The sequence below is a fragment of the Haemophilus parainfluenzae genome, from assembly GCF_014931375.1.
GTDB lineage: Bacteria > Pseudomonadota > Gammaproteobacteria > Enterobacterales > Pasteurellaceae > Haemophilus_D.
Genome location: NZ_CP063117.1, coordinates 501,556 through 526,440, shown reverse-complemented (window position 1 = coordinate 526,440; position 24,885 = coordinate 501,556). Strand labels below are relative to the sequence as shown.

The 24,885-nt window shown below is 37.2% G+C and carries 22 protein-coding genes; 17 read left to right on the top strand and 5 right to left on the bottom strand.

The genetic code is table 11. The features are described from left to right. Window positions 1–72: 72 nt before the first annotated feature. From tnaA to INP95_RS02515, 3 genes are all read right to left on the bottom strand, one after another. Window positions 73–1,491, bottom strand: a complete 1,419-nt coding sequence (gene tnaA / locus INP95_RS02525) for a tryptophanase (protein ID WP_197560834.1) — start codon at window positions 1,489–1,491, stop codon at window positions 73–75. 88 nt (window positions 1,492–1,579) lie between these two features. Next, window positions 1,580–1,660 carry a tryptophanase leader peptide gene (gene tnaC / locus INP95_RS09930; RefSeq protein WP_080972355.1) on the bottom strand — a complete coding sequence of 27 codons (81 nt, stop codon included), beginning with the start codon at window positions 1,658–1,660 and terminating at the stop codon, window positions 1,580–1,582. A 249-nt stretch (window positions 1,661–1,909) separates the two neighbouring features. Further along, window positions 1,910–2,626, bottom strand: coding sequence for an MgtC/SapB family protein (locus INP95_RS02515; RefSeq protein ID WP_014064479.1), 717 nt, complete (start codon window positions 2,624–2,626; stop codon window positions 1,910–1,912). A gap of 164 nt (window positions 2,627–2,790) precedes the next feature. On the opposite strand from INP95_RS02515, the gene rimO reads away from it, so the two are divergent. From rimO to INP95_RS02480, 7 genes are all read left to right on the top strand, one after another. Next, the gene (gene rimO / locus INP95_RS02510) at window positions 2,791–4,128 is read left to right on the top strand and encodes a 30S ribosomal protein S12 methylthiotransferase RimO (protein WP_197560833.1); all 1,338 of its coding nucleotides are present in this window, start codon (window positions 2,791–2,793) and stop codon (window positions 4,126–4,128) included. 39 nt (window positions 4,129–4,167) lie between these two features. Beyond that, window positions 4,168–6,186 carry a UDP-glucose:protein N-beta-glucosyltransferase gene (locus tag INP95_RS02505; protein WP_197560832.1) on the top strand — a complete coding sequence of 673 codons (2,019 nt, stop codon included), beginning with the start codon at window positions 4,168–4,170 and terminating at the stop codon, window positions 6,184–6,186. A gap of 138 nt (window positions 6,187–6,324) precedes the next feature. Then, the gene (gene asd / locus INP95_RS02500) at window positions 6,325–7,440 is read left to right on the top strand and encodes an aspartate-semialdehyde dehydrogenase (protein WP_054420070.1); all 1,116 of its coding nucleotides are present in this window, start codon (window positions 6,325–6,327) and stop codon (window positions 7,438–7,440) included. A 54-nt stretch (window positions 7,441–7,494) separates the two neighbouring features. Then, a complete protein-coding gene (locus INP95_RS02495; RefSeq protein WP_197560831.1) occupies window positions 7,495–8,430 on the top strand; it encodes an alpha/beta fold hydrolase in 936 nt (311 codons plus the stop codon). A 185-nt stretch (window positions 8,431–8,615) separates the two neighbouring features. Then, window positions 8,616–9,716, top strand: a complete 1,101-nt coding sequence (locus INP95_RS02490; RefSeq protein ID WP_197560830.1) for a NapC/NirT family cytochrome c — start codon at window positions 8,616–8,618, stop codon at window positions 9,714–9,716. A 28-nt stretch (window positions 9,717–9,744) separates the two neighbouring features. After that, on the top strand, window positions 9,745–12,222 hold the full coding sequence (torA, locus tag INP95_RS02485; RefSeq protein WP_197560829.1) for a trimethylamine-N-oxide reductase TorA: 2,478 nt from the start codon (window positions 9,745–9,747) through the stop codon (window positions 12,220–12,222). 207 nt (window positions 12,223–12,429) lie between these two features. Further along, a complete protein-coding gene (locus tag INP95_RS02480) occupies window positions 12,430–13,884 on the top strand; it encodes a DASS family sodium-coupled anion symporter (RefSeq protein WP_049384801.1) in 1,455 nt (484 codons plus the stop codon). A gap of 88 nt (window positions 13,885–13,972) precedes the next feature. Here the strand turns inward: INP95_RS02480 and INP95_RS02475 are convergent, their stop codons facing one another. Further along, on the bottom strand, window positions 13,973–14,275 hold the full coding sequence (locus tag INP95_RS02475; protein WP_014064485.1) for a YMGG-like glycine zipper-containing protein: 303 nt from the start codon (window positions 14,273–14,275) through the stop codon (window positions 13,973–13,975). A gap of 408 nt (window positions 14,276–14,683) precedes the next feature. Between INP95_RS02475 and INP95_RS02470 the strand changes: the two genes are divergently transcribed. The 8 genes from INP95_RS02470 (at window position 14,684) to INP95_RS02435 (ending at window position 21,038) form a co-directional block, all read left to right on the top strand. Continuing rightward, complete coding sequence (locus tag INP95_RS02470; protein WP_049384802.1) at window positions 14,684–14,872, top strand: hypothetical protein; 189 nt, start codon at window positions 14,684–14,686, stop codon at window positions 14,870–14,872. A 166-nt stretch (window positions 14,873–15,038) separates the two neighbouring features. Continuing rightward, the gene (locus INP95_RS02465) at window positions 15,039–15,293 is read left to right on the top strand and encodes a hypothetical protein (RefSeq protein WP_070583590.1); all 255 of its coding nucleotides are present in this window, start codon (window positions 15,039–15,041) and stop codon (window positions 15,291–15,293) included. A gap of 502 nt (window positions 15,294–15,795) precedes the next feature. Next, window positions 15,796–16,032 (top strand): hypothetical protein, encoded by a 237-nt coding sequence (locus INP95_RS02460; RefSeq protein WP_049384234.1) that lies wholly within the window; start codon window positions 15,796–15,798, stop codon window positions 16,030–16,032. A 507-nt stretch (window positions 16,033–16,539) separates the two neighbouring features. Further along, complete coding sequence (locus tag INP95_RS02455; protein WP_049384236.1) at window positions 16,540–16,800, top strand: hypothetical protein; 261 nt, start codon at window positions 16,540–16,542, stop codon at window positions 16,798–16,800. A 528-nt stretch (window positions 16,801–17,328) separates the two neighbouring features. Then, entirely contained in the window at window positions 17,329–18,705 is a 1,377-nt protein-coding gene (locus INP95_RS02450; protein ID WP_049365086.1) for a tyrosine phenol-lyase, read from the top strand. Between the two features lie 163 nt (window positions 18,706–18,868). Continuing rightward, window positions 18,869–20,083: an aromatic amino acid transporter gene (locus tag INP95_RS02445; RefSeq protein ID WP_049366722.1), complete on the top strand. Its 1,215-nt coding sequence runs from the start codon at window positions 18,869–18,871 to the stop codon at window positions 20,081–20,083. Between the two features lie 152 nt (window positions 20,084–20,235). After that, a complete protein-coding gene (gene cdiI, locus INP95_RS02440) occupies window positions 20,236–20,679 on the top strand; it encodes a ribonuclease toxin immunity protein CdiI (protein ID WP_197560828.1) in 444 nt (147 codons plus the stop codon). A gap of 62 nt (window positions 20,680–20,741) precedes the next feature. Next, a complete protein-coding gene (locus INP95_RS02435) occupies window positions 20,742–21,038 on the top strand; it encodes a hypothetical protein (RefSeq protein ID WP_049384238.1) in 297 nt (98 codons plus the stop codon). A gap of 87 nt (window positions 21,039–21,125) precedes the next feature. Here the strand turns inward: INP95_RS02435 and INP95_RS02430 are convergent, their stop codons facing one another. After that, window positions 21,126–21,803 carry a helix-turn-helix transcriptional regulator gene (locus INP95_RS02430; RefSeq protein ID WP_197560827.1) on the bottom strand — a complete coding sequence of 226 codons (678 nt, stop codon included), beginning with the start codon at window positions 21,801–21,803 and terminating at the stop codon, window positions 21,126–21,128. Between the two features lie 543 nt (window positions 21,804–22,346). On the opposite strand from INP95_RS02430, the gene INP95_RS02425 reads away from it, so the two are divergent. Both INP95_RS02425 and INP95_RS02420 read left to right on the top strand, forming a co-directional pair. After that, window positions 22,347–22,829, top strand: a complete 483-nt coding sequence (locus tag INP95_RS02425) for a hypothetical protein (RefSeq protein WP_197560826.1) — start codon at window positions 22,347–22,349, stop codon at window positions 22,827–22,829. A gap of 221 nt (window positions 22,830–23,050) precedes the next feature. Beyond that, window positions 23,051–24,826 (top strand): ShlB/FhaC/HecB family hemolysin secretion/activation protein, encoded by a 1,776-nt coding sequence (locus tag INP95_RS02420; protein WP_197560825.1) that lies wholly within the window; start codon window positions 23,051–23,053, stop codon window positions 24,824–24,826. Window positions 24,827–24,885 lie beyond the last annotated feature (59 nt).

Here is a 24,885-nt window from a genome sequence, read left to right as displayed (position 1 = left end):
TATCAATAACAAATTATTGAGTTAGCTGTTTATAAAAAATGCAGTTCAAAATGAACTGCATTTTTCGTTATATTATTCAACTTCTTTTAAACGAGCCGTAAAGTGGCGGAGAACTTTTGGTTCATAAGTAAAAGTTAAACCTTTAATATTCTCTGCATTTTCTTTCACTTTTTGGAATGCCTCAATAATGAAATCCATATGGGTTTGTGTATAAGTTGCACGTGGTACAGTTAAGCGTAAAAGCTCTGCTGGACATGGTAGTTGTTTACCAGTCTTAGGATCCCGTCCTAATAAAAATGAGCCAATTTCTACCGCTCTTATACCTGCAACTTTATAAAGTTCGCAAGAAAGAGCTTGTGCTGGGAATTGGTCGGCTGGAATATGTGGTAATAATTTACCCGCATCTACGAACGCTGCGTGCCCACCCGGTTGTTGGCAAGGTACACCAATTTTTTCTAAGCCTGCAACCAAATATTCAATTTGCGCGATACGATAAGCCAGCCATTCTTGGCGCATACCGTCACGTAAGCCAACAGCCAAGCGTTCCATTGCGCCACCTTCTAAACCACCATAAGTAGGGAAACCTTCTTGAACAACACAAAGAGTTCTACATTCGTGATAGACATCTTCCATTGATTTATCTTTAAATGCTAAAATACCACCCATTGGCACCATAGCATCTTTTTTGGCGGACATAGCTAAAGCATCAGCATAGCGATAGCTTTCGTAAGTAATTTGTTCAATAGTCCAGTCTTTATAAGCTTCTTCACGTTGTTGAATAAAATAGGCGTTTTCGGCAAAACGAGCTGAATCCATGATGACTGGAATATCGTATTTACGGGCAATTTCATACATGCCTTTTAAGTTTGCAATAGAAACTGGTTGACCACCCGCAGAGTTACAAGTAATGGTACATACAATGTAAGGTACATTATGTGCCCCAGCTTCTTGAATACCTTTTTCTAATTTTTCTAAATCAAAGTTACCTTTAAATGGAAATTTTGCTGTTGTATCAAATGCCTCTTTTATATAAACATTGCGAACTGTTGCTCCATTAATTTGGCTATGCCCTTGTGTGGTATCAAAGAAATAGTTAGAGAAAACAACCATTTTGCTTCGATCTAAACCTTTCTCACGTTCACGTTTAGCAATCAATACAGGAATATAAATTTGTTCAGCACCACGACCTTGGTGAGTAGGGATTGTATATTCATAACCAAAAATATCTTTTACAGCTTTAGCTAACGCATAATAACTGCGACTACCACTGTAAGCTTCATCTCCACGCAACATTGCAGATTGCATATCTTGTGTGACAGCTCCAGTACCACTATCAGTTAGAAGGTCAATGAAAATATCTTCACTATCCAATAAAAATGGATTCATTCCTGATTTTAAGATCGCTTGTTCACGGTATTCACGAGAGGTTCTTTTTACTGGTTCAATAACACGAATACGGAAAGGCTCAGGTAAATGTTTAAAATTTTCCATAGAAAAATCCTCCAAAATTAATTTTCTTGGTTTAAATAAAAAATTTATTTTCTAAAATGAAAATACTTTGATAATTAATAAGAAAGGATTAATGAATTATGGGAAAATAAAAAGATAATCTTGGATCAATAATAACCCAAGTTTGGTTAGGAGATAGCAAGTTCAGCATATTAAAATCCTTTTAATAGAAGATAAACTTAATACAACTTAACACTTGCTTCTAACTGCGAAGCACCACCAGAATAATCTAAAAATCAAATTTGTCATCTTTTATTTTATCATTTTGTGATATTCGTCACAAAATATTTAAAGGTAAAGTAATAACCTTTATTAGTAATATAATATATTCTAAATATAGACACTTAATAAATAATTTTTATTCAGTTTATTTTTGTTGGTAATAGCTATTAGTAATAATTTAATTTTCTACATCTACACTCAGTACTTCATCTTCTGTTTTTAACAGCGTATAGACATCTTTTAGCATTTCATTATCAATGTTGTAGCATCGGACTTGCAAGCGAACTTCGCCGCTAGCTTGATCTTTTACCGAAATATTTTCAATGCGGTAATCATGTTTCAATAATAAATCGGTCACTTTACTGATGCCGTTTGCAGAACTCAGTTGAATAGCCAAGCGAGTACGTTTTTTATAGGTTTTACGGCGAACATAACGTTGCACAATCGGGCTGATACGGATGGCGATTAAAATCATTAAAGTGGCAATAATCGCATCAAAAATAAAGCCAGCACCTGTTGCCACACCAATAGCTGCCGCAGCCCAGATTATTGCTGCAGTGGTTAAACCTGAAATCGCATCATTTTTCTTGTGTAAAATTACCCCTGCACCTAAGAAACCGATGCCACTGATTACTTGAGCGGCAAGTCGCATAGGGTCAGTTCGGATATTATCTGAAACTTGCGCATAATGTTCCGCGGCTTGAATGGAGACAATCGTCAGTACACAAGTTGTCACCGCAATAATGGCGCAGGTTTTGACCCCAACCGGTTTGTGTTTAAGTTCACGTTCTAAGCCAATAATCCCGCCAAGTACAAGTGCGAGTAGCATTTTCCCTAGGATAAGTAAATAAGCCGTCTGTTCAAGAGCGGTAGAAAAAAGAAAAGAATTTTCCATGTTAATAATGAATATGAGTAAATAAAAAACGGGCATTATTCTACCTGAAAAAAGGACTTTAATGGGCAAATTTACAATCAATTTACCTTTAATTTATCGCCTTTCTGCTTGAAATTGAGTAAAATCTCAAGCTTTGAAAGATGATGATAGCTGAGAATAAATTTATGCAAAAATCAACGCCGAATATTGGCTTTGTAAGTTTAGGTTGTCCTAAAAATTTAGTGGATTCTGAACGTATTCTGACTGAATTACGTACTGATGGGTATAACATTGTGCCAAGTTATGAAAATGTGGACTTGGTTATTGTGAATACTTGCGGTTTTATTGATAGCGCTGTACAGGAATCCCTAGAAGCCATTGGAGAGGCGTTGGAAGAAAACGGACGCGTGATTGTGACCGGCTGTTTAGGGGCGAAGGAAGATCAAATTCGCCAAGTTCACCCAAAAGTATTGGAAGTGAGCGGTCCGCACAGTTATGAAACGGTAATGGCACAAGTACACAAATATGTACCGAAACCAGAGCATAATCCCTACACCAGCTTTGTACCAAAACAAGGGGTGAAATTAACGCCTAAACACTATGCTTATTTGAAAATCTCAGAAGGCTGTGATCATCGCTGTACATTCTGTATAATCCCTTCATTACGTGGGGATTTAGAAAGCCGTTCTATTACGCAAGTATTGGATGAAGCAAAACGTCTTGCTGATGCAGGCGTGAAAGAGTTATTGGTCGTTTCACAAGATACTTCTGCTTATGCAATGGATACACAACGTAAAGAAGGTGGTGTGAAAACGGCTTTCTGGAATGGTATGCCAATTAAAAATGACTTAATGACCTTGTGTAAACAGCTTGGTAAATTAGGTATTTGGGTGCGTTTACATTACGTTTATCCTTATCCTCATGTGGATGATTTAATTCCATTAATGGCGGAAGGTTTATTGTTGCCTTATTTGGATATTCCATTACAACATGCGAGTCCAAAAATTTTAAAAGCGATGAAAAGACCAGGAAAAATTGACCGCACTTTAGAGCGTATCAAGCAATGGCGTGAGATTTGTCCTGATTTAACCTTGCGTTCAACTTTTATCGTAGGTTTCCCGGGGGAAACAGAAGAAGACTTCCAAATGTTATTGGATTTCTTAAAAGAAGCACAACTTGATCGCGTGGGCTGTTTCAAATTTAGTCCGGTAGAAGGCGCACCTGCAACTGAAATGGCCGACCAAGTACCTGAAGATGTAAAAGAAGAACGTTTCCACCGCTTTATGCAGTTACAACAAGAAATTTCGGCTGAACGATTAAAACAAAAAATTGGCCAAACGCTTGATGTAATTGTGGATGAAATTGATGACGAAGGTATTATCGGGCGTACAAAAGCTGATGCACCCGAAGTTGATGGCTTAGTTTATATTGAAAATCTAAGTGGCTCGCCTGTGAAAGTAGGTGAATTTATTAAAGTAACCATTACTCATTCAGATGAATACGATCTGTGGGGAACCTGTTAATTATTAATCTTATTTATTTTTTACCAAAGGAATTAAAAAATGGCAGAAACACAAAAACAACCCAGTGTTATCCGTTTTGAACAAGAAGTTGCGGCAAAAAATTATGAAGCAGCTTGCGTAGAATTGCTCGATATTTTAAGCAAAATTGATACTAATTTTGGTGGCATTGAAGGCATTGAAATTGATTATCCTAGCCAATTAAATGATGAATTAGTACAAGATAAAATTAAGCATTTTTGTACCCGTGTAGCGGTAGCAATGAGCGAGCTATTTTCTGATCCTAAATTAGATATTTCTGAAGGTGGAGCACAACGTTTCTTTACTTTACAACGTTGGATTAATATGATTTTTGCATCATCACCTTTTGTGAATGCTGATCATGTGTTGCAAACTTATAACCGCAATCCAGATAAAACTAATTTATCCGATTTCCATTTAGATAATGCGAGATCATCATTGATTAAATTCTGTATTTTCTATCTGCCAGAATCTAATGTGAATGTTAATCTTGATGCTTTATGGAATTTAGACCCTGAATTATGTGCATCCCTTTGTTTTGCATTGCAATCACCACGTTTTATCGGTACTGATCAAGCTTTTTCTAAGCGTGGTACACTTTTACAATGGTTCCCTGAAAAATTAGCGACGATTAAAAACTTAAATAATGTGCCGAGTGCAATTTCACACGATGTATATATGCATTGCAGCTACGATATTGCTGAAAATAAACACTGGGTGAAAAAAGCATTGAACCAAGTCATTCGTCGTCATTTATTGCAAGGTGGATGGACAGATCGCGATGTCACGAAATTAGGTGAACGTGATGGCAAACCTGTCATGGTCGTATTATTGGAGCATTTCCATTCATCCCATTCAATTTATCGTACACATTCCACTTCAATGATTGCTGCACGTGAGCGTTTTCATTTAATTGGTGTGGGTAATGAAGCTGTAGATGCAGCAGGCCAAGCAGTGTTTGATGAATTCCATTTATTAAAAGGTGATAATATTTTTAGTAAATTGAATGAGTTAAAAGAGATTTGTGAAAAAAATGGTGCGGCCGTTCTTTATATGCCAAGTATCGGGATGGATTTAACCACCATTTTTGCAAGTAACACGCGTCTTGCGCCAGTTCAAGTGATTGCGTTAGGCCACCCTGCTACGACACATTCTGATTTTATTGAATATGTGATTGTAGAAGATGATTATGTGGGTTCTGAAAAATGTTTCAGTGAGCAATTATTACGTTTACCAAAAGATGCTTTACCTTATGTGCCTTCAGCGCTTGCTCCACAACACGTAGAATATCGCTTACGTGAAAATCCAGAAGTGGTGAATATTGGTATTGCTTCTACTACAATGAAGCTTAACCCATATTTCTTAGCAGCATTAAAGGCTATTCGTGATCGTGCGAATGTTAAAGTTCATTTCCACTTTGCTTTAGGTCAATCCAGTGGTGTGACACACCCTTACGTTGAGCGTTTTATTAAATCTTATTTAGGCAATGATGCGACAGCTCATCCACATGCGCCTTATGATCAATATCTTCGTATTTTGCATAACTGCGATATGATGGTAAACCCATTCCCATTCGGTAACACGAATGGCATTATTGATATGGTGACATTAGGTTTAGTGGGCGTATGTAAAACCGGTGCAGAAGTGCATGAACATATTGATGAAGGGTTATTCAAACGTTTAGGTTTACCGGAATGGTTAATTGCAAATACGGTAGATGAATATGTTGAACGTGCAATTCGTTTAGCAGAAAACCATCAAGAACGTTTAGAACTTCGTCGTCATATCATTGAAAATAACGGCTTACAAACCTTATTTACAGGTGATCCAAGCCCAATGGGTAAAGTGTTACTTGAAAAATTTGAAGAATGGAAAGCGGCAAATTTAGCTGAAAAGCCAAAGAAAAAAGCGACTAAACCCGCTACGACAAAAGAGAAGACAACAAAATCTACCACAGCAAAGAAAAGTGCGGTCAAATCTGAAGGTAAATCTGAGCCGAAAAAAACGGTAAAGAAAACCACGAAAAAAGCAGATAAATAATCAATAAATCCCCGAAAGGGGATTTTTTATTGAGAAAAATTAAACAAAGCCTCATTTTTTCTAAAAAAACTTGATTTTGTGGCATAAAGCCTGTAATTAATAGACCCATTCAACACAACATAAAATAAGGAAAAACTCATGAAAAACGTCGGTTTTATCGGTTGGCGCGGAATGGTCGGTTCCGTATTAATGGATCGTATGGTGCAAGAGCAAGATTTTGCCAATATTAATCCAGTTTTCTTCACCACTTCTCAAGCAGGTCAAAAAGCCCCTGTATTCGCAGGCAAAGAAGCGGGTGAGCTTAAAAATGCATTCGACATTGAAGAACTTAAAAAATTAGACATTATCGTGACCTGTCAAGGTGGCGACTATACCAATGAAGTTTATCCAAAATTAAAAGCAACAGGTTGGGATGGTTATTGGGTTGATGCAGCGTCTGCACTACGTATGAAAGATGATGCAATTATCGTACTTGATCCAGTAAACCAACACGTGATTTCTGAAGGCTTGAAAAAAGGCATTAAAACTTTCGTGGGCGGTAACTGTACCGTGAGCTTAATGTTGATGGCTATTGGTGGTTTATTTGAAAAAGATTTAGTGGAATGGGTATCTGTTGCAACTTACCAAGCGGCTTCAGGTGCAGGCGCAAAAAATATGCGTGAATTGCTTTCACAAATGGGTTTATTAGAACAAGCGGTTTCAAGTGAATTAAAAGACCCTGCTTCGTCAATTTTAGATATTGAACGTAAAGTGACTGCAGAAATGCGTTCTGATAGTTTCCCAACTGATAACTTCGGTGCGGCATTAGGTGGTAGCTTAATCCCTTGGATTGACAAACTTCTCCCAGAAACAGGACAAACTAAAGAAGAATGGAAAGGCTATGCAGAAACCAACAAAATCTTAGGTTTAAGCGATAATCCAATTCCTGTTGATGGTTTATGTGTGCGTATCGGTGCATTACGCTGCCACAGCCAAGCATTCACTATCAAACTGAAAAAAGACTTACCGTTAGAAGAAATCGAACAAATTTTAGCGTCTCACAACGAATGGGTGAAAGTGATTCCAAATGACAAAGAAATCACATTACGTGAATTAACCCCAGCTAAAGTAACAGGTACATTAAGCGTACCGGTTGGTCGTTTACGTAAATTGGCAATGGGTCCAGAATACTTAGCGGCATTCACTGTAGGTGACCAATTATTATGGGGTGCTGCAGAGCCAGTTCGCCGTATCTTAAAACAATTGGTGGCATAATTTTTACTTTCATTACAAAGGGCGTATTCACTACGCCCTTTTCATTGGAAAATTATGATCAGAGAACCTCATTTTCATCAATTTGCTCTTGCGGAGTTATTGCCTTTTTTTGAGCAATTTCCGACGCAATATCTTTCTGGCGAACGAAATATCAAATTGGCTTATCGTCATTTGGTTCAGCCTGAAAGTGTGGTCAGAAAATTGATGATTTTGGTGAATGGTCGAGCAGAAAATATGCTGAAATGGACTGAGTTGGCTTATGATTTCTACCAACAAGGTTATGATGTATTGCTTTTCGATCATCGAGGACAAGGTTATTCACAGCGTATTATTCCTCAAAAAGGGCATTTAGATGAGTTTCGTTTTTATACCGATGATATGGCAAAAATCATTGAAAAAACGACCGCACTTTATGCTTATCAAGCCCAATATATTCTCGCGCACTCTCTCGGCGCTCTAATTTCCACCTATTATCTGGCCAATTACGATCATCATATTAAAAAAGCTGTGCTTTCTTCGCCTTTCTTTGGCGTTCCCATGAAACATCCGTTACGAGATGAAGTCATCATTGCAACGATGATGGCATTTGGTCAAGGTCATCGTTATGTTTTCGGCAAAGGACATTACAAACCGGCAGATTTAAATCTTAATGAACTTAGCCATTCTAAAACGCGAATGAAATGGATGAACCGTATTAATCGAAAACGCGCTGCTATTCACTTAGGCGGCCCGACTTTCCGCTGGGTACATTTGTGTTTAAATGCAATTAAAGCGCTCCCTAAAATTATTCCAAGAGTGGAAACACCTGTACTTATCCTACAAGCAGAAAAGGAAAAAATTGTGGATAACAAAAATCTGGAAAAATTGACCGCACTTTTTCCGCATGCCGAATCCATGCTTGTACCTCAAGCAAAACATGAAATCCTTTTTGAAAAGGATAACGTGAGAAAAGCGGTGCTTGAACGCGTGAATCAATTTCTTCATTCTTAAATTTTCCTAATTAGATTAAATAAAAAACATTATATATTGATTTATATAATGTTTTTTTATTTTTATATTATGAATGTTTAGCCTTTTATTGAGCAAGATCATAGTTTTGCTCTCACTATATCCCTACAATCTGTACTAATTATTTATAGGTATATTTTTTTATTATTTGTATAGTTGGAGTGTCTATGTCAAAAATGAAGAAAATCGTGACCGCACTTTGCTTGGCGGGTGTCGGCGCTGTGGCATTGTGGGGAACACAGTGGGTTATGCATAAAACCAGTACACCGGAGTTTTGTGAAAGTTGTCATTCAATGAGCTATCCAAAAGCAGAATGGGAAGGTTCTAGCCACTTTGCTAATGCAAAAGGCGTGCGAGCACAATGTTCAGACTGTCATATTCCAAAAGAAGGTTGGCATTATGTCAAAGCTAAATTTATTGCTTTGAAAGATTTGTGGTATGAAGCACAAGGCAAGATTGAAAATAAAGAAAAATATGAAGCCCACCGTGCCGAGCTTGCTCAAATGGTATGGAATGATATGAAAGCCAACGATTCAGAAACCTGTCGCAGTTGTCACAGTTTTGATGCAATGGAGCTTTCAAAACAAACTAAATTAGCAAAACAAACCCATACAGATGCGCAAACAAACGGCCAAACCTGTATTGATTGTCATAAAGGCATTGTTCACTTCCTTCCTGAAGTACATGGCGGCCAAAATGCGCAAAAATCTTCTGCTGTACAAGGCGGTACTCTCTCTGATGGCTCAGCGATTTTTGCCACTGAAATGGTGAAAGCAACTAATGATAAAGGAAATGAGGTTCGCTTAATGCCTTATGCAGAATTAATGCAATGGAAAGTAAATGGCGATCAAGTTCAAGGCACCTTACATGGTTGGCAACAAGTGGGAGCTGAAGCGGTTGTTTATCAAGAGTTAGGTAAACGTATCACACTTGCTTTACTGGATGAAGATGCACGTAACCATGTTCAAGTCGTAAAAACAGTACATGATGCAGTAACGGATTCTGACTGGAAAGAAATCAATGTTGCGGTGAATGTTGCAAAAGAAAAAATGACGTCAGATTTGACCGCACTTAATCAATACGGTAATCAGTTAAATCAAACTCAATGTAGTGGTTGTCACGCGGCAATTAGTGCAGATCATTACACGGCTAACCAATGGATTGGTGTGGTGAATTCCATGAAAGACCGTACATCAATGAATAAAGATGAAGTACGTGCATTAACTATTTATCTGCAACGCAATGCCAAAGATATGGCAAAACAATAATGAATTAACTATCTAAAACGAGGCTGAAATGAAAAAGAATAACGTAAACGAACAACGTCGTGATTTTCTGAAAAAAACATCTTTAGGCGTGGCAGGTAGTGCCCTTTCTGGTGGTATGGTGGGCGTTGTATCAAAAAGTGCGGTGGCAAAAGAAGCTGAAATGAAAACCGTGGTTACGGCGGCTCACTGGGGACCGCTTGGTGTGGTTGTGGAAGATGGCAAGGTTGTGAAATCCGGTCCAGCTATTGAACCCGCTGTATCGAACGAATTACAAACGGTTGTGGCTGATCAGCTCTACAGCGAAACTCGCGTGAAATATCCAATGGTGCGTAAAGGCTTTTTAGCTAACCCTGGAAAAAGCGATGCTACCATGCGTGGTCGCGATGAATGGGTGCGAGTTTCTTGGGATGAGGCGTTAGATTTAGTACACAATCAACTTAAACGTGTTCGTGACGAACATGGGCCAACAGGCATTTTTGCCGGTTCTTATGGTTGGTTTAGTTGTGGTTCATTACATGCTTCTCGTACATTATTACAGCGCTACATGAACGCTACCGGTGGTTTTGTGGGCCACAAAGGGGATTACTCTACGGGTGCTGCGCAAGTCATCATGCCGCATGTGCTTGGTACTATTGAAGTTTATGAACAACAAACCAGCTGGGAATCTGTGCTGGAAAACAGCGATATTATTGTGCTTTGGTCTGCAAACCCACTCACAACCATGCGTATTGCTTGGATGTCCACCGACCAAAAAGGGATTGAATATTTCAAAAAATTCCAAGCAAGTGGAAAACGTATTATTTGTATCGACCCACAAAAAAGTGAAACTTGCCAAATGCTGAACGCAGAATGGATTCCAGTGAATACCGCAACGGATGTGCCATTAATGCTGGGTATTGCACATACTTTAGTTGAACAAGGTAAGCACGATAAGGATTTCTTGAAAAAATATACGTCGGGTTACGCTAAATTCGAGGAATATTTATTAGGTAAAACCGATGGCCAACCAAAAACAGCAGAATGGGCGGCAAAAATTTGTGGTGTACCGGCAGAAACAATTAAGCAACTTGCAGCCGATTTCTCTAGCAAACGTACCATGTTAATGGGTGGCTGGGGTATGCAACGCCAACGCCATGGCGAACAAACCCATTGGATGTTAGTAACGCTAGCCTCTATGTTAGGACAAATTGGCTTGCCGGGTGGTGGTTTCGGGTTAAGTTATCACTATTCAAATGGTGGAGTGCCAACAGCAACAGGCGGTATTATTGGCTCTATTACCGCAAGTCCATCAGGCAAAGCAGGTGCAAAAACATGGTTGGATGATACCTCTAAATCCGCTTTCCCATTGGCGCGTATTTCAGATGTGTTGCTCCATCCAGGCAAAAAAATTCACTATAACGGTACTGAAATTACTTACCCGAACATTAAAGCGGTATATTGGGCGGGCGGTAATCCATTTGTTCACCATCAAGATACCAATACCTTAGTGAAGGCTTTCCAACAACCGGATGTGGTGATTGTGAATGAAGTGAACTGGACGCCGACTGCACGCATGGCAGATATTGTATTGCCTGCAACCACCAGTTATGAACGTAATGACTTAACCATGGCAGGCGATTACTCCATGATGAGCATTTACCCGATGAAACAAGTGGTTCCACCACAATTTGAGGCGAAAAATGACTACGATATTTTCGCTGAACTCGCTAAACGTGCCGGAGTGGAAGAGCAATACACTGAAGGTAAAACTGAAATGGAATGGCTGGAAGAATTCTACAATGCAGCCTTTACTGCAGCTCGTGCAAACCGTGTTGCAATGCCACGTTTTGATAAATTCTGGGCAGAAAATAAACCATTAAGTTTTGAAGCAGGTGAAGCCGCGAAAAAATGGGTGCGTTATGGCGAGTTCCGTGAAGATCCATTGCTTAACCCTCTCGGTACGCCGTCAGGCAAAATTGAGATTTTCTCTGATGTTATCGAGAAAATGCATTATAACGACTGTAAAGGTCATCCAAGCTGGATGGAACCAGAAGAGTTTGCGGGCAATGTGACGGAAGAATATCCGTTAGCTTTAGTGACACCACATCCTTACTATCGTTTACACAGCCAATTAGCACATACTTCATTGCGTCAAAAATATGCAGTAAACGATCGTGAGCCAGTGATGATTCATCCTGAAGATGCGGCTGCGCGTGGCATTAAAGACGGTGATATTGTTCGTGTTCACAGTAAACGTGGTCAAGTGCTAGCGGGTGCGGTTGTCACAGAAAATATCATCAAAGGCACTGTCGCTCTTCATGAAGGCGCATGGTATGACCCAATGGACTTAGGCGAAAGTGAAAAACCGTTGTGTAAAAATGGTTGCCCGAACGTATTAACGCGGGATGAAGGTACATCAAAACTTGCACAAGGTAACTCACCAAATACCTGTATTGTTCAGGTTGAAAAATTTACCGGCAAAGCACCAGAAGTGACGGTATTCAAACAACCGAAACAAGCAGTATAAAATTAATTAAAAAAACGACCGCACTTTTAAAGTGCGGTTATTTTTTTATTTATATCAAATTTTTACTCAATTCTATTAAAAAAATGCGCTTAAATCTTTACTCGTACTAAATAAGTGGTATCTTTATAACCGCTTATTTAATCGATTGCATCACGGTCGTTATACGTGATGAATTATTTTTCTGTTCATTTATCTAGGAGTTATCCTATGGAAAGTAAAATTCCAGCAGTAGAAGTCAAACTTGGCTTTAAATGGCAGGGGCTGCTGATTGCCGTCATCGTTGGTTTAGGGATTTGGTTAATCCCAACGCCAGAAGGCTTATCCGCAAAAGCATGGGGAATGCTAGCACTGTTTGTGGCAACCATTGTGGCTATTATCGCTAAAGCAATGCCTATGGGTGCTGCAACGCTCGTTGCCTTAGTGATTAGTGGCTTGACTGGGCTTACGCCAATTTCGCCAAAACAAGGTGATGTCGGCATGTTATCTGGTTTTGCAAACGGCACAATTTGGTTGATTGCTATTGCTATGTTTTTATCTCGCGCGGTGATTAAAACAGGTTTAGGTAAACGTATCGCGCTGTACTTCGTTGGTCGTTTTGGTAAAAAAATGATGGGTGTGGCTTATGGTATGGCGTTGGCTGATGTCGTTATCGGTCCGGGTATTCCTTCGGCTTCTGCGCGTGGGGGCGGTATTATGTACCCTATTATGCAATCTATTGCTGATGCATATGAGTCCAAACCGGGTCCAACTGCTCGTCGTGCAGGTGCTTTCTTAGCGATTGCGGTCTCTCAAATCGATACCATTATTTGTACCATGTTCTTAACCGCCATGGCGGGTAACCCGTTAATTGCAGAACTCGCGAAAAGCCAAGGTGTGGAAATCACTTGGATGACATGGTTCTTAGGGGCGATCGTACCGGGTATTGTGAGCCTAATCGTCTTGCCTTATTTCGTGTATTTAATTTATCCGCCAGAATTAAAAGATACGCCTAAAATGGCAGAAATGGCACGTGAAGAATTAAAAAGCATGGGCCCAATGAGTAAAGCGGAATGGATTCTTGCCCTAGACTTTATCCTTCTTTTATTCCTTTGGACTGTGGGTGATTTAGTCTTCCATATCCCAGCAACAATTTCAGCGTTTATCGGTTTAGTGATTTTATTATTAACCAACATTATGAGCTGGAAAAATATCGTGGCAGAAACTACCGCATGGGATACGATGTTCTGGTTTGCGGTATTGGTCATGATGGCGAATGCACTTAATAAATACGGTGCAATCACTTGGATTTCCACCCACATTTCCGCATCTGTGGGCGATTTCAGCTGGCCAGTTGCCTTTACTATTTTAGTGTTGGTGTATTTCTATACCCGCTATTTCTTTGCTTCAGCCATGGCGCATATTTCCGCAATGTATCTCGCTTTCGTGGCTGCGGCTATTGCTGTGGGTACACCACCAATCATTGCTGCAATTGGTTTAGGTTACACCTCAACATTATCCATGAGTTTAACGCAATACGCAGGTGGTCCTGGCCCTGCTTTATATGGTTCAGGTTATAACTCAACCGGTCAATGGTGGGGCGTGAGCTTTATTGTTTCCATCCTCTCATTAGTGATTTGGTTTGGTGTGGGTGGATTATGGATGAAACTCCTTGGCTGGTGGTAATCCTTATTAATTCATAAATAATCCCTAAAAAACGACCGCACTTTGATTTGTATCTCAAAAGTGCGGTCATTTTTATCTGTATTTTGAATTAATCATCCCAGTCGTCATCCCAATCACGATGTTTTCTGTGGTGGTGATGTCTTTTATGTTTTTTATGATGGCGATATTCTCTGTCATCGTAGTCTCCGCCTTTATTCACTTGACTACCGATTACACCACCCAATGCTGCGCCGCCGAGTGTTGTGGCAATATCACCACCTAATAAACCACCGGCTACACCGCCGATTGCTGCACCTGTTGCAGTATGACGTTGTTGTCTGTCCATTTCACAAGCGGTTAAGCTTCCTGCTAATGCAACAATCACTAACCCTTTCATCAATTTAGATTTCATAAATCTACTCCTTCATTTTTGTCGGGATTGCTTGTCTAAGCACTTATGCAATCCGGCGTGTAAAAGCATTCCTTTTACGATTGCTTTGACTGTTTGGAAAATTAGTTAGTTCAAATGCCTTGTTTAATTGGTTTAAGAATGAACAAATTTTGGTATGATTGCTGATGAATACTATTAAATTGGAGAGTAATAATGATATTGAAACTAATAAAATTTTATTTATTAATAGTTCCTTGTATTTTTTTGCTATTACTATCGATAAATTTGTTACTTGATTTTTTAGCCAATGGTGAGTTTTCTATAAAGGTTGTTTTTTCTTCAAAGGCTGAGATATTGTTATCATTATTGATTCCCATACCAGCAATTTTAGGTAGTTATCTTCTTACAGGAAGAAAATAAGGATATTTAATGAAATTTATTATAGAAATATTTAAATTATCTATTGCTGTCTTATCTTGTGTTATTATTTTATATATAACCGAGTGGGTTTGGTATGGGCATGTAGAAAATTTTGTAGATTTTCTAGAAGATGTTTATCCTTATGCTTTTGTTATTGCAGTGTTTGCGATTTTAGCTAAAGAGAAGATAGATCATTGAACTTAAATTAATAGATTTTTCAGAAAAAATCTTACAAAGAGTTCCAGACTTTTTTCTGTTTTAGTTTTAGAGAACTTGATACTCAAGGAAAAATAAAAATGAATAATACAAAATTAGTGATTCCAAGTTGTAGTGGTTTTATATTTATTTTTTATGAATTTTACCTATGAAAGATAATGAATTAGATATTACAAGTCATATTTTTCTCTATAACGAGTTTGTCCATAAAATGGAGAAAGATTATGGTCATTTAGATAGCTGGCTTAATATGGAAATATTAAATGCCTTAGCCCTTGATGAGTGGGAGATGGTAGGAAGACCTGAAGAATGGGATGGTTGGAGGAGTTTCTATCAGGAAAAAGCATTAAAATTAGTAAAACTATTTTTTAATGAGAGTGGTTTAATTATCACTAGATTGTAGTATAAGTTATCGGCACTATTACTAAAAAATTTAATAAGCGAGAAAATATAAATGATTAAGGTGTTTTTAATAAATTTTATTATATTTTTTATTTATATATCTATGGCTTTATTTTTATCTATTCTAGTTGTTAGAAATGTTTATGTTTTAATTCATACTAATTTAGGTATTTCCTTTTATATTAATTTTGAAGATGTAGAATTTATTTTAATTTCATCGTCAGTTATTAGTGTATTTATTGCGGGTGTTGTACTGTATAACAGAAGATAAACATAATGATTTTAAAAATATTAAAGTTTTTTATAGCTGTTGCATTCATTTTTTTCTTGTTTATGGTGATAGTTCAGTTCGATATGGGAAGGAATAATTTGCAATATGCAGTTCTTATGAAAGAAGCTTTACTTATGTCTCTAAAATTTCAGGTGGTTGCTTTGCCGATATATCTTCTCTTTTTTAAGCGAGATTAGAGTAGTTGAAATGAAAAAATATTTTGGAGATAAAAATGAAAAAGATAAATCTCAGTCTCTTTTTACTTTGTAGTATTTTGACAGCATGTGTTTCTTCTAATAGTCATTTTGTTCGATTCTGGAATGGTGATGTTATATCTGATATGACTCCTGAGGAGGAGAAAAAATTTGATCTATGCTATGAGAAAACTAAAAATTTACCAAGAGGAACAGCTGAGGAAAGGGGAAAAGCAAGTCTTGCTACATTAAAATGTATTGATGACGAAAAATAGCTAGGTAGGGTGCATTGATTTGAAAATCCATGCATGTTTAATAATTTAATTCGCACGTGAATCTTTTGTTTAAACAGCTTAAAACAATAATTTGAATTTCTCGAGGAAAACATGCTTAATAAGATTAGAAAAAACTCATGGTTTAGCAATCTAGCGTTATTTTCTCTTTTATATTTATTGTTTATATCTAGAGATATAATTTTCTCTCTATTTATATATTTTAAGTTTAATGAAGTGTATTGGAATTCAGATGTATTTAAAGAAGCATTGATCCCAACATTAGCTATGTATTTACCTCTTTGTTTTATTGATTTTGCAATAAAATCTTATAAAACAAAAAATAAAAATCATTAAATTAGTAAAACTATTTTTTAATGAGAGTGAATTAAATTATCACTATATTGTAGTATGAATTATCTGATTTATTAATAGAATTTTAATAAAAAGGAACTCTTGTTTTGGTTAAAAATAGAAATATTTAAACTAATTGAAAAAAGGAGTATTTTGATGCCCCAAAATGAATATGTATGTAGAGTATGTGGCTATATAAATGATGAAATCACATGGGAGAAGGGGATTTATCCAACTTATAATATCTGTCCTTGTTGTGGCGTTGAGTTTGGATATGAAGATAGTGATTTAGCATCTATTAGAAAATATAGAGAAAGTTGGATTGTGTCTGGATGTAATTGGTTTTTAGATACAGGTATAAAAAAAGAGTGGAATTTTTTGGAGCAATTAAAAAATATTCCTGATACTTATAAATAAAAGGTTAATCAAGATGGTTTAGTTTCTATTAATTCAGGTTGCTAAAGACTACCCCTTAGATATCACGCATCTCCAGATGTGTGCTTGAATCTATCTAAAAAACTATACATCTGAAGAAGTTATTGAAGCATTGATAATTTAAGTGCGGTCAATTTCAAAGAGTTTTAAAACCTCTCAAAAACTGACCGCACTTTTATATTTTTGATGCTTCTTCTACCGAAATATCCCCCTCTCATAGCAATCCCGCCTGTAATACCATTCCTATGTCCACTTGTTCTATTGAGAAAACTGGTTAGTCCAACTCGCTTGTTTACTTGCTCTAAAAATCAGAATGTTTATGATGTTTTGATACAAAATTATCAAATAAAAATATTTTTACACAAATTTGATAAAATTTTATTGATTTGTGACTTTGATCACAGTATTGCAGAAAAAAATTCAGTACTATGCTTGCAACTCGATGATAGATGTTTTTAGTAGCGGGTTAATAATCATGGACTTTAAACCTAACATAATAGGAGATTTATTATGGCATACTATCCAGCAGAACCGTTCCGTATTAAAAGTGTTGAACCTGTTTCAATCTTACCAAAAGCAGAACGTGAAAAAGCAATGAAAGCGGCAGGCTTCAATACCTTCTTACTTGATTCAAAAGATGTTTATATCGACCTTTTAACCGATAGCGGTACGAATGCAATGAGTGACCGTCAATGGGCCGGTATTATGATGGGTGATGAAGCTTATGCAGGTAGCCGCAACTTCTATCATTTACAAGAAACAGTTCAAGACTTATTTGGTTTCAAACATATTGTGCCAACTCACCAAGGTCGTGGTGCTGAAAATATCCTTTCTCGTATCGCGATTAAACCGGGTCAATACGTACCAGGTAATATGTATTTCACAACCACTCGTTTCCACCAAGAAGCCAATGGCGGTATTTTCTACGATATTATTCGTGATGAAGCGCATGATGCGACATTAGATGTGCCATTTAAAGGCGATATTGATGTTAAAAAATTAGAAAAATTAATTAACGAAAAAGGCGCTGAAAATATTGCTTATGTGTGCTTGGCAGTAACAGTAAACTTAGCTGGTGGTCAACCGGTTTCTATCGCAAACATGAAAGCCGTTCGTGAATTAACCGCAAAACACGGCATTAAAGTGTTCTACGATGCAACACGTTGTATTGAAAATGCTTATTTTATTAAAGAACAAGAACCTGGCTATCAAGATCGTTCAATCAAATCTATCGTTCAAGAAATGTTCAGCTATGCAGATGGTTGTACAATGAGTGGTAAAAAAGACTGCTTAACCAATATCGGTGGTTTCTTATGTATGAATGATGAAGAATTATTCATGAAAGCGAAAGAATTGGTTGTTGTGTTCGAAGGTATGCCGTCTTACGGTGGTATGGCTGGTCGTGATATGGAAGCGATGGCGATCGGTTTGAAAGAAGCGACTCAGGAAGAGTACATTGAACACCGTGTTAAACAAGTACGTTACCTCGGTGAAAAATTAAAAGCAGCGGGTGTACCGATTGTAGAACCAATTGGTGGTCATGCGGTGTTCTTAGATGCACGTCGTTTCTGTCCACATTTGAAACAAGAAGAAGACTTCCCAGCACAAGCATTAGCGGCAGCAATCTATGTTGAATGCGGTGTGCGTACAATGGAACGTGGTATTATTTCAGCTGGTCGTGATATCAAAACTGGCGAAAACCATCATCCAAAACTTGAAACTGTACGTATTACTATTCCGCGTCGTGTTTACACCTACGCACACATGGATTTAGTTGCTGATGGTATTATCCACTTATTCAAACATAAAGAGGATATTAAAGGGCTTCGTTTCGTGTATGAACCAAAACAATTACGTTTCTTCACAGCACGTTTTGAACAAAAATAGGCCTACCGCCCTTACCTCAGTAACGGGGTAAGGGCTTTTTGTATCTAAAAAATATTTGGTTAATGAGAAAAATGCGAAAACATTCTAATGACATTGTAGTTTGATGTATTGTCAAATAAGGAAGTGACTAGCCTTTCTACGATAATCGGAAAGGAGAAAACTTATGAACAAAACATTGGGAAGTACCTTGATTACCTCAGGGACGATGATTGGGGCAGGGATGCTTGCCATGCCTCTCACCTCTGCAGGAATAGGTTTCACGTTTACAGTTGTTCTACTTGTTCTTTTATGGATTCTGCTCACCTATAGCGCATTATTATTTGTTGAGGTTTACCAAACAGCTGAACATGATGCCGGTATTGGCACGCTTGCCGCACAGTATTTTGGTCGACCAGGACGAATTGTCGCAACCAGCGTATTAATGATTTTCCTTTATGCATTACTTTCCGCCTATGTAACCGGTGGTGGTGCAATTCTTGCTTCAACTTTACCTGATTTTGCGACACCTGATCTCAAAATGAAAGGTTCTATCCTAGCATTTACGATCTTCTTTGGTATCTTCGTGGCAATTGGCACAAGCTTTGTGGATGCCTTAAATCGTTTCTTATTTATCGTGATGATTGCGGCTTTATTTATTGTGCTTGGATTGATGATTCCAGAAATTAAAATCGATAACTTAATGGCCATGCCTATTGATAAAGCGCTATTGATTTCGGCTAGTCCAGTTTTCTTTACCGCTTTTGGTTTCCACGGCTCAATTCCTTGCTTAAATAAATACTTAGAAGGTGATGTAAAAGCCTTAAGATTTTCTATTATTATGGGCTCTGCAATCACATTAGTGGGTTATCTTTTATGGCAATTTTCTACTCACGGCGTGTTAAGTCAAAGCCGATTCTTAGAAATCCTTAATCAAGATCCAACATTAAATGGATTGATTGAAGCCGTTCGAGTGATTACAGGCAGCACCATTATTGCGGCTGTCGTGAAAATCTTCTCTGCCTTAGCACTGATTACCTCATTCTTAGGGGTGGCACTAGGTTTACTAGAATGTATTGACGACTTGTTAAAACGCGCCTTCAATATTTCAGCAAACCGTTTAAGTTTAGGTTTTTTAACCTTCCTTCCGCCATTGCTCTTTGCATTCTTCTATCCAGAAGGCTTCATCCTTGCATTAGGTTATGCAGGACAAATGTTTGCTTTCTATGCAGTGGTATTGCCAGCAGCATTGGTTTGGAAAGCTCGCCATCAACATCCAAACTTACCTTATCGTGTGCCGGGTGGTTCAGGGTTCCTACTCTTTGTCTCAATTCTAGGGATTATTATCGTGAGTATCCCATTCCTAATTAAATTAGGTGTATTACCTGAAGTAGTGGGTTAATAACACGATTAAAATAAAAAAGTGCGGTTAAAAATCAGTGTGTTTTTAACCGCACTTTTATTTTATTATCAGTCTAGGGAAAGGTGTCATTTTACTATTGGTAGTGAAAAAATTTCGTTATTATATTGATAAAGATACTAAAGGAGTAACAAATGTACACCCAGAATAGTATTCCCTTATATACAGCCAAAGGAGAGGATTCTTATAGCCCTTTAAATTTTTTTTATGGTGGAACAGGTGGTTTAGATGAGCCTGAGTTTAGTATAAAAACCTACTTTAATATTGTATATTATGAGGGAGATTTTTTAAAAGCTATTTATTCTGTTCTGGTAGAAAAGGATGGATTCTGTGAGGAGGGAGCAGATTGCTATTACCCTGATATGAATAGTCCGTTTCCAGAAGATCACTTCGAAGGGGTAAGGTTTGAGATTGGAGGCCTATGTGATCCTAGATACCAGATTCATGTATCTGAAGAAATCTGCTTTATGTATTTTAAAAAGGCATGCAAACGTTTTTTAGAATTACATCCTGAAAAAGAATATGTAGAGTTTATTTATGATATTTTAAACAACTGGGAAACATCAAAGATGAAATAAAAGTCAAAATTTGTGTCTATTTTTATAGGTAAATTAATAATATAAGAGTGCTAGAAAAAATAATGGATATATTTAATTTTTTTGAAAATGTTGTTTACCCTAGGGTAATTGAAAAATTCGGAGTTGTTCAAGTTGATTTTGAGAAAGAGGGAGATTTTGGTTATTTAACTAGATTTGACTTATATTCAAATAAAAAAACAGCAACTATTGAGCTATGGAGTAGTCATTGGGTAGGGTTGGAAATATATAAATTAGAAAATAGAGATATAGATATTATATATAACAAAATGATTTCTCCTGATGAAGTATCGGAAAAAGATTTCTTTGAGTTTATGGAGGTTTTATTTAATGGTAATTAGCGAAGGTTTGCTTTTATAGCCTGGAGATATAAAGTGCGGCCAAATTTCAAAGAGTTTTAAAACTTCTCGAAAATTGACCGCACTTTTTTATGCTTTCTCTTTGATTGCTTTAAGATATCGATATACGCTAGGTTCTGAGATTTTCAAATATTTCGCCACCATTGGAATGGCACCTTTGATATTGAAAATACCTTTATCAAATAAGACTTTAATGGCGTTTTCCCGTTGTCTTAAGCTGAGTGGTTTATCGGAGTGTAATAGAGTGAAATCAAGGTATTCACAAAGGATATCTTCGATGGAGTTTTCGAGTTTTTCTTTATTAATTATTTCGGCCTCTTCTACGTCAGCAAAGGCAGCATCAATACCTAAAATATTGACGAAGTTTCCAAGGTTTTCCAGTGAAATTAATTTGGTCATCACATCAACCAACTCAGAAGTATCATGATTAATACAAAGGATGCCTTCTAATTTATCCCCGTTTTTAATGAAATAAGTTGCACCTCGAATGACCTTTTCGGAATCAGCCACCGCTTTGTAGTTAAAGACAAAATCCTTATCTAAATACACTTTATCCTGCAACAAACTAGAACCAAAAGAGCTAAGCGGAGAAGAAAGCGTTCGACCACTGACGTGGCTATTCGCAATGGCTTCCATATGAGCCTTATTCTTATCAAAAGAATGAAATACGACTTCGTATTTAGGGCCGAGAACATTTCCTAAAAAATGGGTTAGGCCAATAAAATATTTCTTTTGTACGTTATTCATACCAACTTAATCTCATTAATTTCAGCTTGCTATAGGTATTCTATAACCGCTTATTTTTTATAGCAAATATATTGTAAAAAACGGCAGGTTATCTGTGGTGTTTTACTTATAATGTCATACTCATTTAGAATTTTTGTTTGTGTATGGTTATCATACCTTATACAGATGGTTTATCATCAGCAACGGTAGGTATGCCAATAATCTCTGTTACAGATTTAGGAATTGTAAGTGATTGGTATAAAGATAACGGTAAGTACGATATAGCTAAAGCTTATTCTTCTTGATAACTCTTTAGGAAATAGTAAATTTAATACGGTTAGTCTTGTAGTAAGAGAATCTATTAAATACTCAGTGGGAAGTAGAATTTCGGATGTTCCTTCTAATGGCATCTTAGGTGGGCAAGTATTAAGAGGTGAATATATTTTAGAGGTGCCTAAACAGTATAATCCTATTCCATCTAAGATATTAGATAAGGCTAATGAATTGAAAATAATTATTCGTGATAGTGAAGGTAATGTTTATTAATTTACAAGAGGTTGTTGTATGGAGAAATATTTTTACAGTAAAGGATGGTCATTTGTTAAAAAAAAATCTTGGGGGGAGTTTTCTGTCGAAGATGCCTTAAGGAGACATGGAAAGGAGGAATATACTGTTTTAATCAATTCTTCTAGTAGACCTGATTCCTATATTGTTATTGGGAAAGATTATGTCATTGTGTACTTTTTAGATGATAATATTAATGAGGTTTTATCATATGAATTTAAATTTAGTAAATTAACAACTGATAAATTATTTTTATCTTTTATTACATCTAAAAAATATGGGGTAAGTAAGGCTCCTATTATTATACATCAATTTAAAATTTTAGAGGATGGACACGTTTTTTCAGAAAGAATGGACTATGAGTCTAATATTGTTGATAGTTATGAGGTTATTATAAATACTAATTCTAATTATTATAATTATCCTAAGTTTGGATGCTATGAGGAGTTCCTAAAGTTGGATCGATATTTTGATAGTTGGTAATTAGCGTGTTAAGAAATAAAGCCTAGATAATCTGGGTTTTATTTGAGGTTATATGGGCTATTATAGTTCATTAATGATAAAGTGCGGTCAATTTTAAAAGAGTTTTAAAACTTCTCAAAAACAGACCGCACTTTTGTATTGAGAATATTAGTTTATAGAATTTTAAAACAACTTTTTATATCATATCGCAATTTTATCAATAACTTAATCTCTGAAGTATAATGAAGAACTTATCTCGCTCTTTTCTTTCTAGTTTATTATTTATTTCCTCTTTCGCTTTGGCGGCACCCAGCTCACCAAATGCAAATGTAGAAAAACAAATCGATGCCCAACAACAAAAACAGCAAGCGGAACAAGATGCAGCCATTTTAGCCCAGCAAACGCAATCCGCGAATGTGCGTTTAGAGGGTGAAAAAGAGGCCTCACTTGGCTTTCCAAAAAATGAAGCACAGTGTTTTCCTATCAATCAATTGGTGCTGACCGATTATCAAGCTGAAGAAGAAAATTCATCAGCCTCTTCTCTTAAATTAATCCAACCAAGCCGATTCTCTTGGGCATTAAAGTCAGTTTATGCTGAGCGTGATTTTGCGCTGCCGGCTTGTATTGGCTCGGAGGGGATTAATGTCTTACTTCGCCGTATTCAAAATCGTTTAATTGATTTTGGTTATGTCACGACACGCGTGGTGGTGGAGCCACAGGATTTACGTTCAGGTATGCTCGTACTCACTGTGATTCCGGGTAAAGTAGGTCGTATTCAATTACAAGACCAAAGTGCGATTCCGTTTGCCACCCGTGGTACCTTATGGTTTGCCATGCCAATGGCGCAGGGGGATATATTAAATATTCGCAATATTGAACAAGGTTTAGAAAACTTAAAACGTGTACCGAGTGCTGATGCGAATATGGAGCTTGTGCCAACGGATGCAGTAGGTGAAACAGACGTGGTGATTGCTTATAAGCAAAGCTTACCTTTTCATTTAACCTTAGGATTAGATGATTCAGGCAGTAAAGCTACGGGTCGTTTACAAGGTTCAGCTACGTTTTCTTGGGATAACGTGCTAACACTTAATGATATGTTCTATATCAGTGGTACACGTAGCTTTAAACGTGATAGCGATGATGCGGAAGGCGATTATGGCAGTAAAAATGTCAGTCTCTATTATTCCATTCCTTGGAAGAACTATCTCTTAACGCTTTCCGGTTCAAAATATTCTTATCACCAAACGGTAGCGGGCGCATTTGAGTCTTACACCTATTCGGGTGAAAGCCAACAAATGAAAGCGAATTTAAGTCGCTTATTAACTCGTGGAAGTCTTCATAAAACCTATGTGAATGCCGCGTTATGGACGAAAAAATCTCATAACTACATTAATGACACCGAAATTGAAGTGCAACGTCGTCGAACAGCAGGTTGGGAAGTGGGGCTTAATCACACCCAATACATTGGTGAAACTGTTTTACAACTGTTTGCGAACTATAAACGTGGTACGGGTGGGAATAAATCCTTACCAGCACCGGAAGAAGAATTTGGTGAAGGCACTTCTCGCATGCAGATTTTTACTGCAGGCATTGATTTTACCTATCCTTTCACTATCGGCAATCAACCTTTCCGCTTTAACACCAGTTGGAATGGACAATGGAACGGCACACCTTTAACCCAACAAGATAAATTGAGTATTGGTGGTCGTTATACCGTACGCGGATTTGATGGTGAGCTATCACTTTCCGGTGAAAAAGGTTGGTTATGGCGAAATGAGCTCGGTTGGAATATTGCCAATAAAGGACATGAGCTTTATTTAGGAATAGACCGAGGCAAGGTGCACTCTAGTCAAGAAGAGCTTCAAATTGGTGATAGCTTAATGGGTGGTGCAATTGGACTTCGCGGTAAATTATGGGGCATTAACTATGATTATTTTGTGGGTGTTCCAATTAAAAAACCGGAAGGATTTAGAACTAGTCATGTGACAACCGGATTTAATGTGAGCTACCGTTTTTAATGCTCACGCTTTTAGATGAATAAATTGATTAAAACCAAACAGAATTTAAAACTTTAAAG

Excerpts from the sequence above, each read along its gene's own strand:
- INP95_RS02455 (WP_049384236.1), top strand. The coding sequence starts at position 16,540 with ATGCCCCAAAATGAATATGTATGTAGAGTATGTGGCTATATAAATGAT.
- asd (WP_054420070.1), top strand. The coding sequence starts at position 6,325 with ATGAAAAACGTCGGTTTTATCGGTTGGCGCGGAATGGTCGGTTCCGTA.
- INP95_RS02445 (WP_049366722.1), top strand. The coding sequence starts at position 18,869 with ATGAACAAAACATTGGGAAGTACCTTGATTACCTCAGGGACGATGATT.
- INP95_RS02460 (WP_049384234.1), top strand. The coding sequence starts at position 15,796 with ATGAAAAAGATAAATCTCAGTCTCTTTTTACTTTGTAGTATTTTGACA.
- INP95_RS02480 (WP_049384801.1), top strand. The coding sequence starts at position 12,430 with ATGGAAAGTAAAATTCCAGCAGTAGAAGTCAAACTTGGCTTTAAATGG.
- INP95_RS02420 (WP_197560825.1), top strand. The coding sequence starts at position 23,051 with ATGAAGAACTTATCTCGCTCTTTTCTTTCTAGTTTATTATTTATTTCC.
- rimO (WP_197560833.1), top strand. The coding sequence starts at position 2,791 with ATGCAAAAATCAACGCCGAATATTGGCTTTGTAAGTTTAGGTTGTCCT.
- INP95_RS02475 (WP_014064485.1), bottom strand. The coding sequence starts at position 14,275 with ATGAAATCTAAATTGATGAAAGGGTTAGTGATTGTTGCATTAGCAGGA.
- INP95_RS02450 (WP_049365086.1), top strand. The coding sequence starts at position 17,329 with ATGGCATACTATCCAGCAGAACCGTTCCGTATTAAAAGTGTTGAACCT.
- INP95_RS02465 (WP_070583590.1), top strand. The coding sequence starts at position 15,039 with ATGAAAGATAATGAATTAGATATTACAAGTCATATTTTTCTCTATAAC.
- INP95_RS02505 (WP_197560832.1), top strand. The coding sequence starts at position 4,168 with ATGGCAGAAACACAAAAACAACCCAGTGTTATCCGTTTTGAACAAGAA.
- INP95_RS02425 (WP_197560826.1), top strand. The coding sequence starts at position 22,347 with ATGGAGAAATATTTTTACAGTAAAGGATGGTCATTTGTTAAAAAAAAA.
- tnaC (WP_080972355.1), bottom strand. The coding sequence starts at position 1,660 with ATGCTGAACTTGCTATCTCCTAACCAAACTTGGGTTATTATTGATCCA.
- INP95_RS02495 (WP_197560831.1), top strand. The coding sequence starts at position 7,495 with ATGATCAGAGAACCTCATTTTCATCAATTTGCTCTTGCGGAGTTATTG.
- INP95_RS02490 (WP_197560830.1), top strand. The coding sequence starts at position 8,616 with ATGTCAAAAATGAAGAAAATCGTGACCGCACTTTGCTTGGCGGGTGTC.
- INP95_RS02470 (WP_049384802.1), top strand. The coding sequence starts at position 14,684 with ATGAAATTTATTATAGAAATATTTAAATTATCTATTGCTGTCTTATCT.
- INP95_RS02430 (WP_197560827.1), bottom strand. The coding sequence starts at position 21,803 with ATGAATAACGTACAAAAGAAATATTTTATTGGCCTAACCCATTTTTTA.
- cdiI (WP_197560828.1), top strand. The coding sequence starts at position 20,236 with ATGTACACCCAGAATAGTATTCCCTTATATACAGCCAAAGGAGAGGAT.
- tnaA (WP_197560834.1), bottom strand. The coding sequence starts at position 1,491 with ATGGAAAATTTTAAACATTTACCTGAGCCTTTCCGTATTCGTGTTATT.
- INP95_RS02435 (WP_049384238.1), top strand. The coding sequence starts at position 20,742 with ATGGATATATTTAATTTTTTTGAAAATGTTGTTTACCCTAGGGTAATT.
- torA (WP_197560829.1), top strand. The coding sequence starts at position 9,745 with ATGAAAAAGAATAACGTAAACGAACAACGTCGTGATTTTCTGAAAAAA.
- INP95_RS02515 (WP_014064479.1), bottom strand. The coding sequence starts at position 2,626 with ATGGAAAATTCTTTTCTTTTTTCTACCGCTCTTGAACAGACGGCTTAT.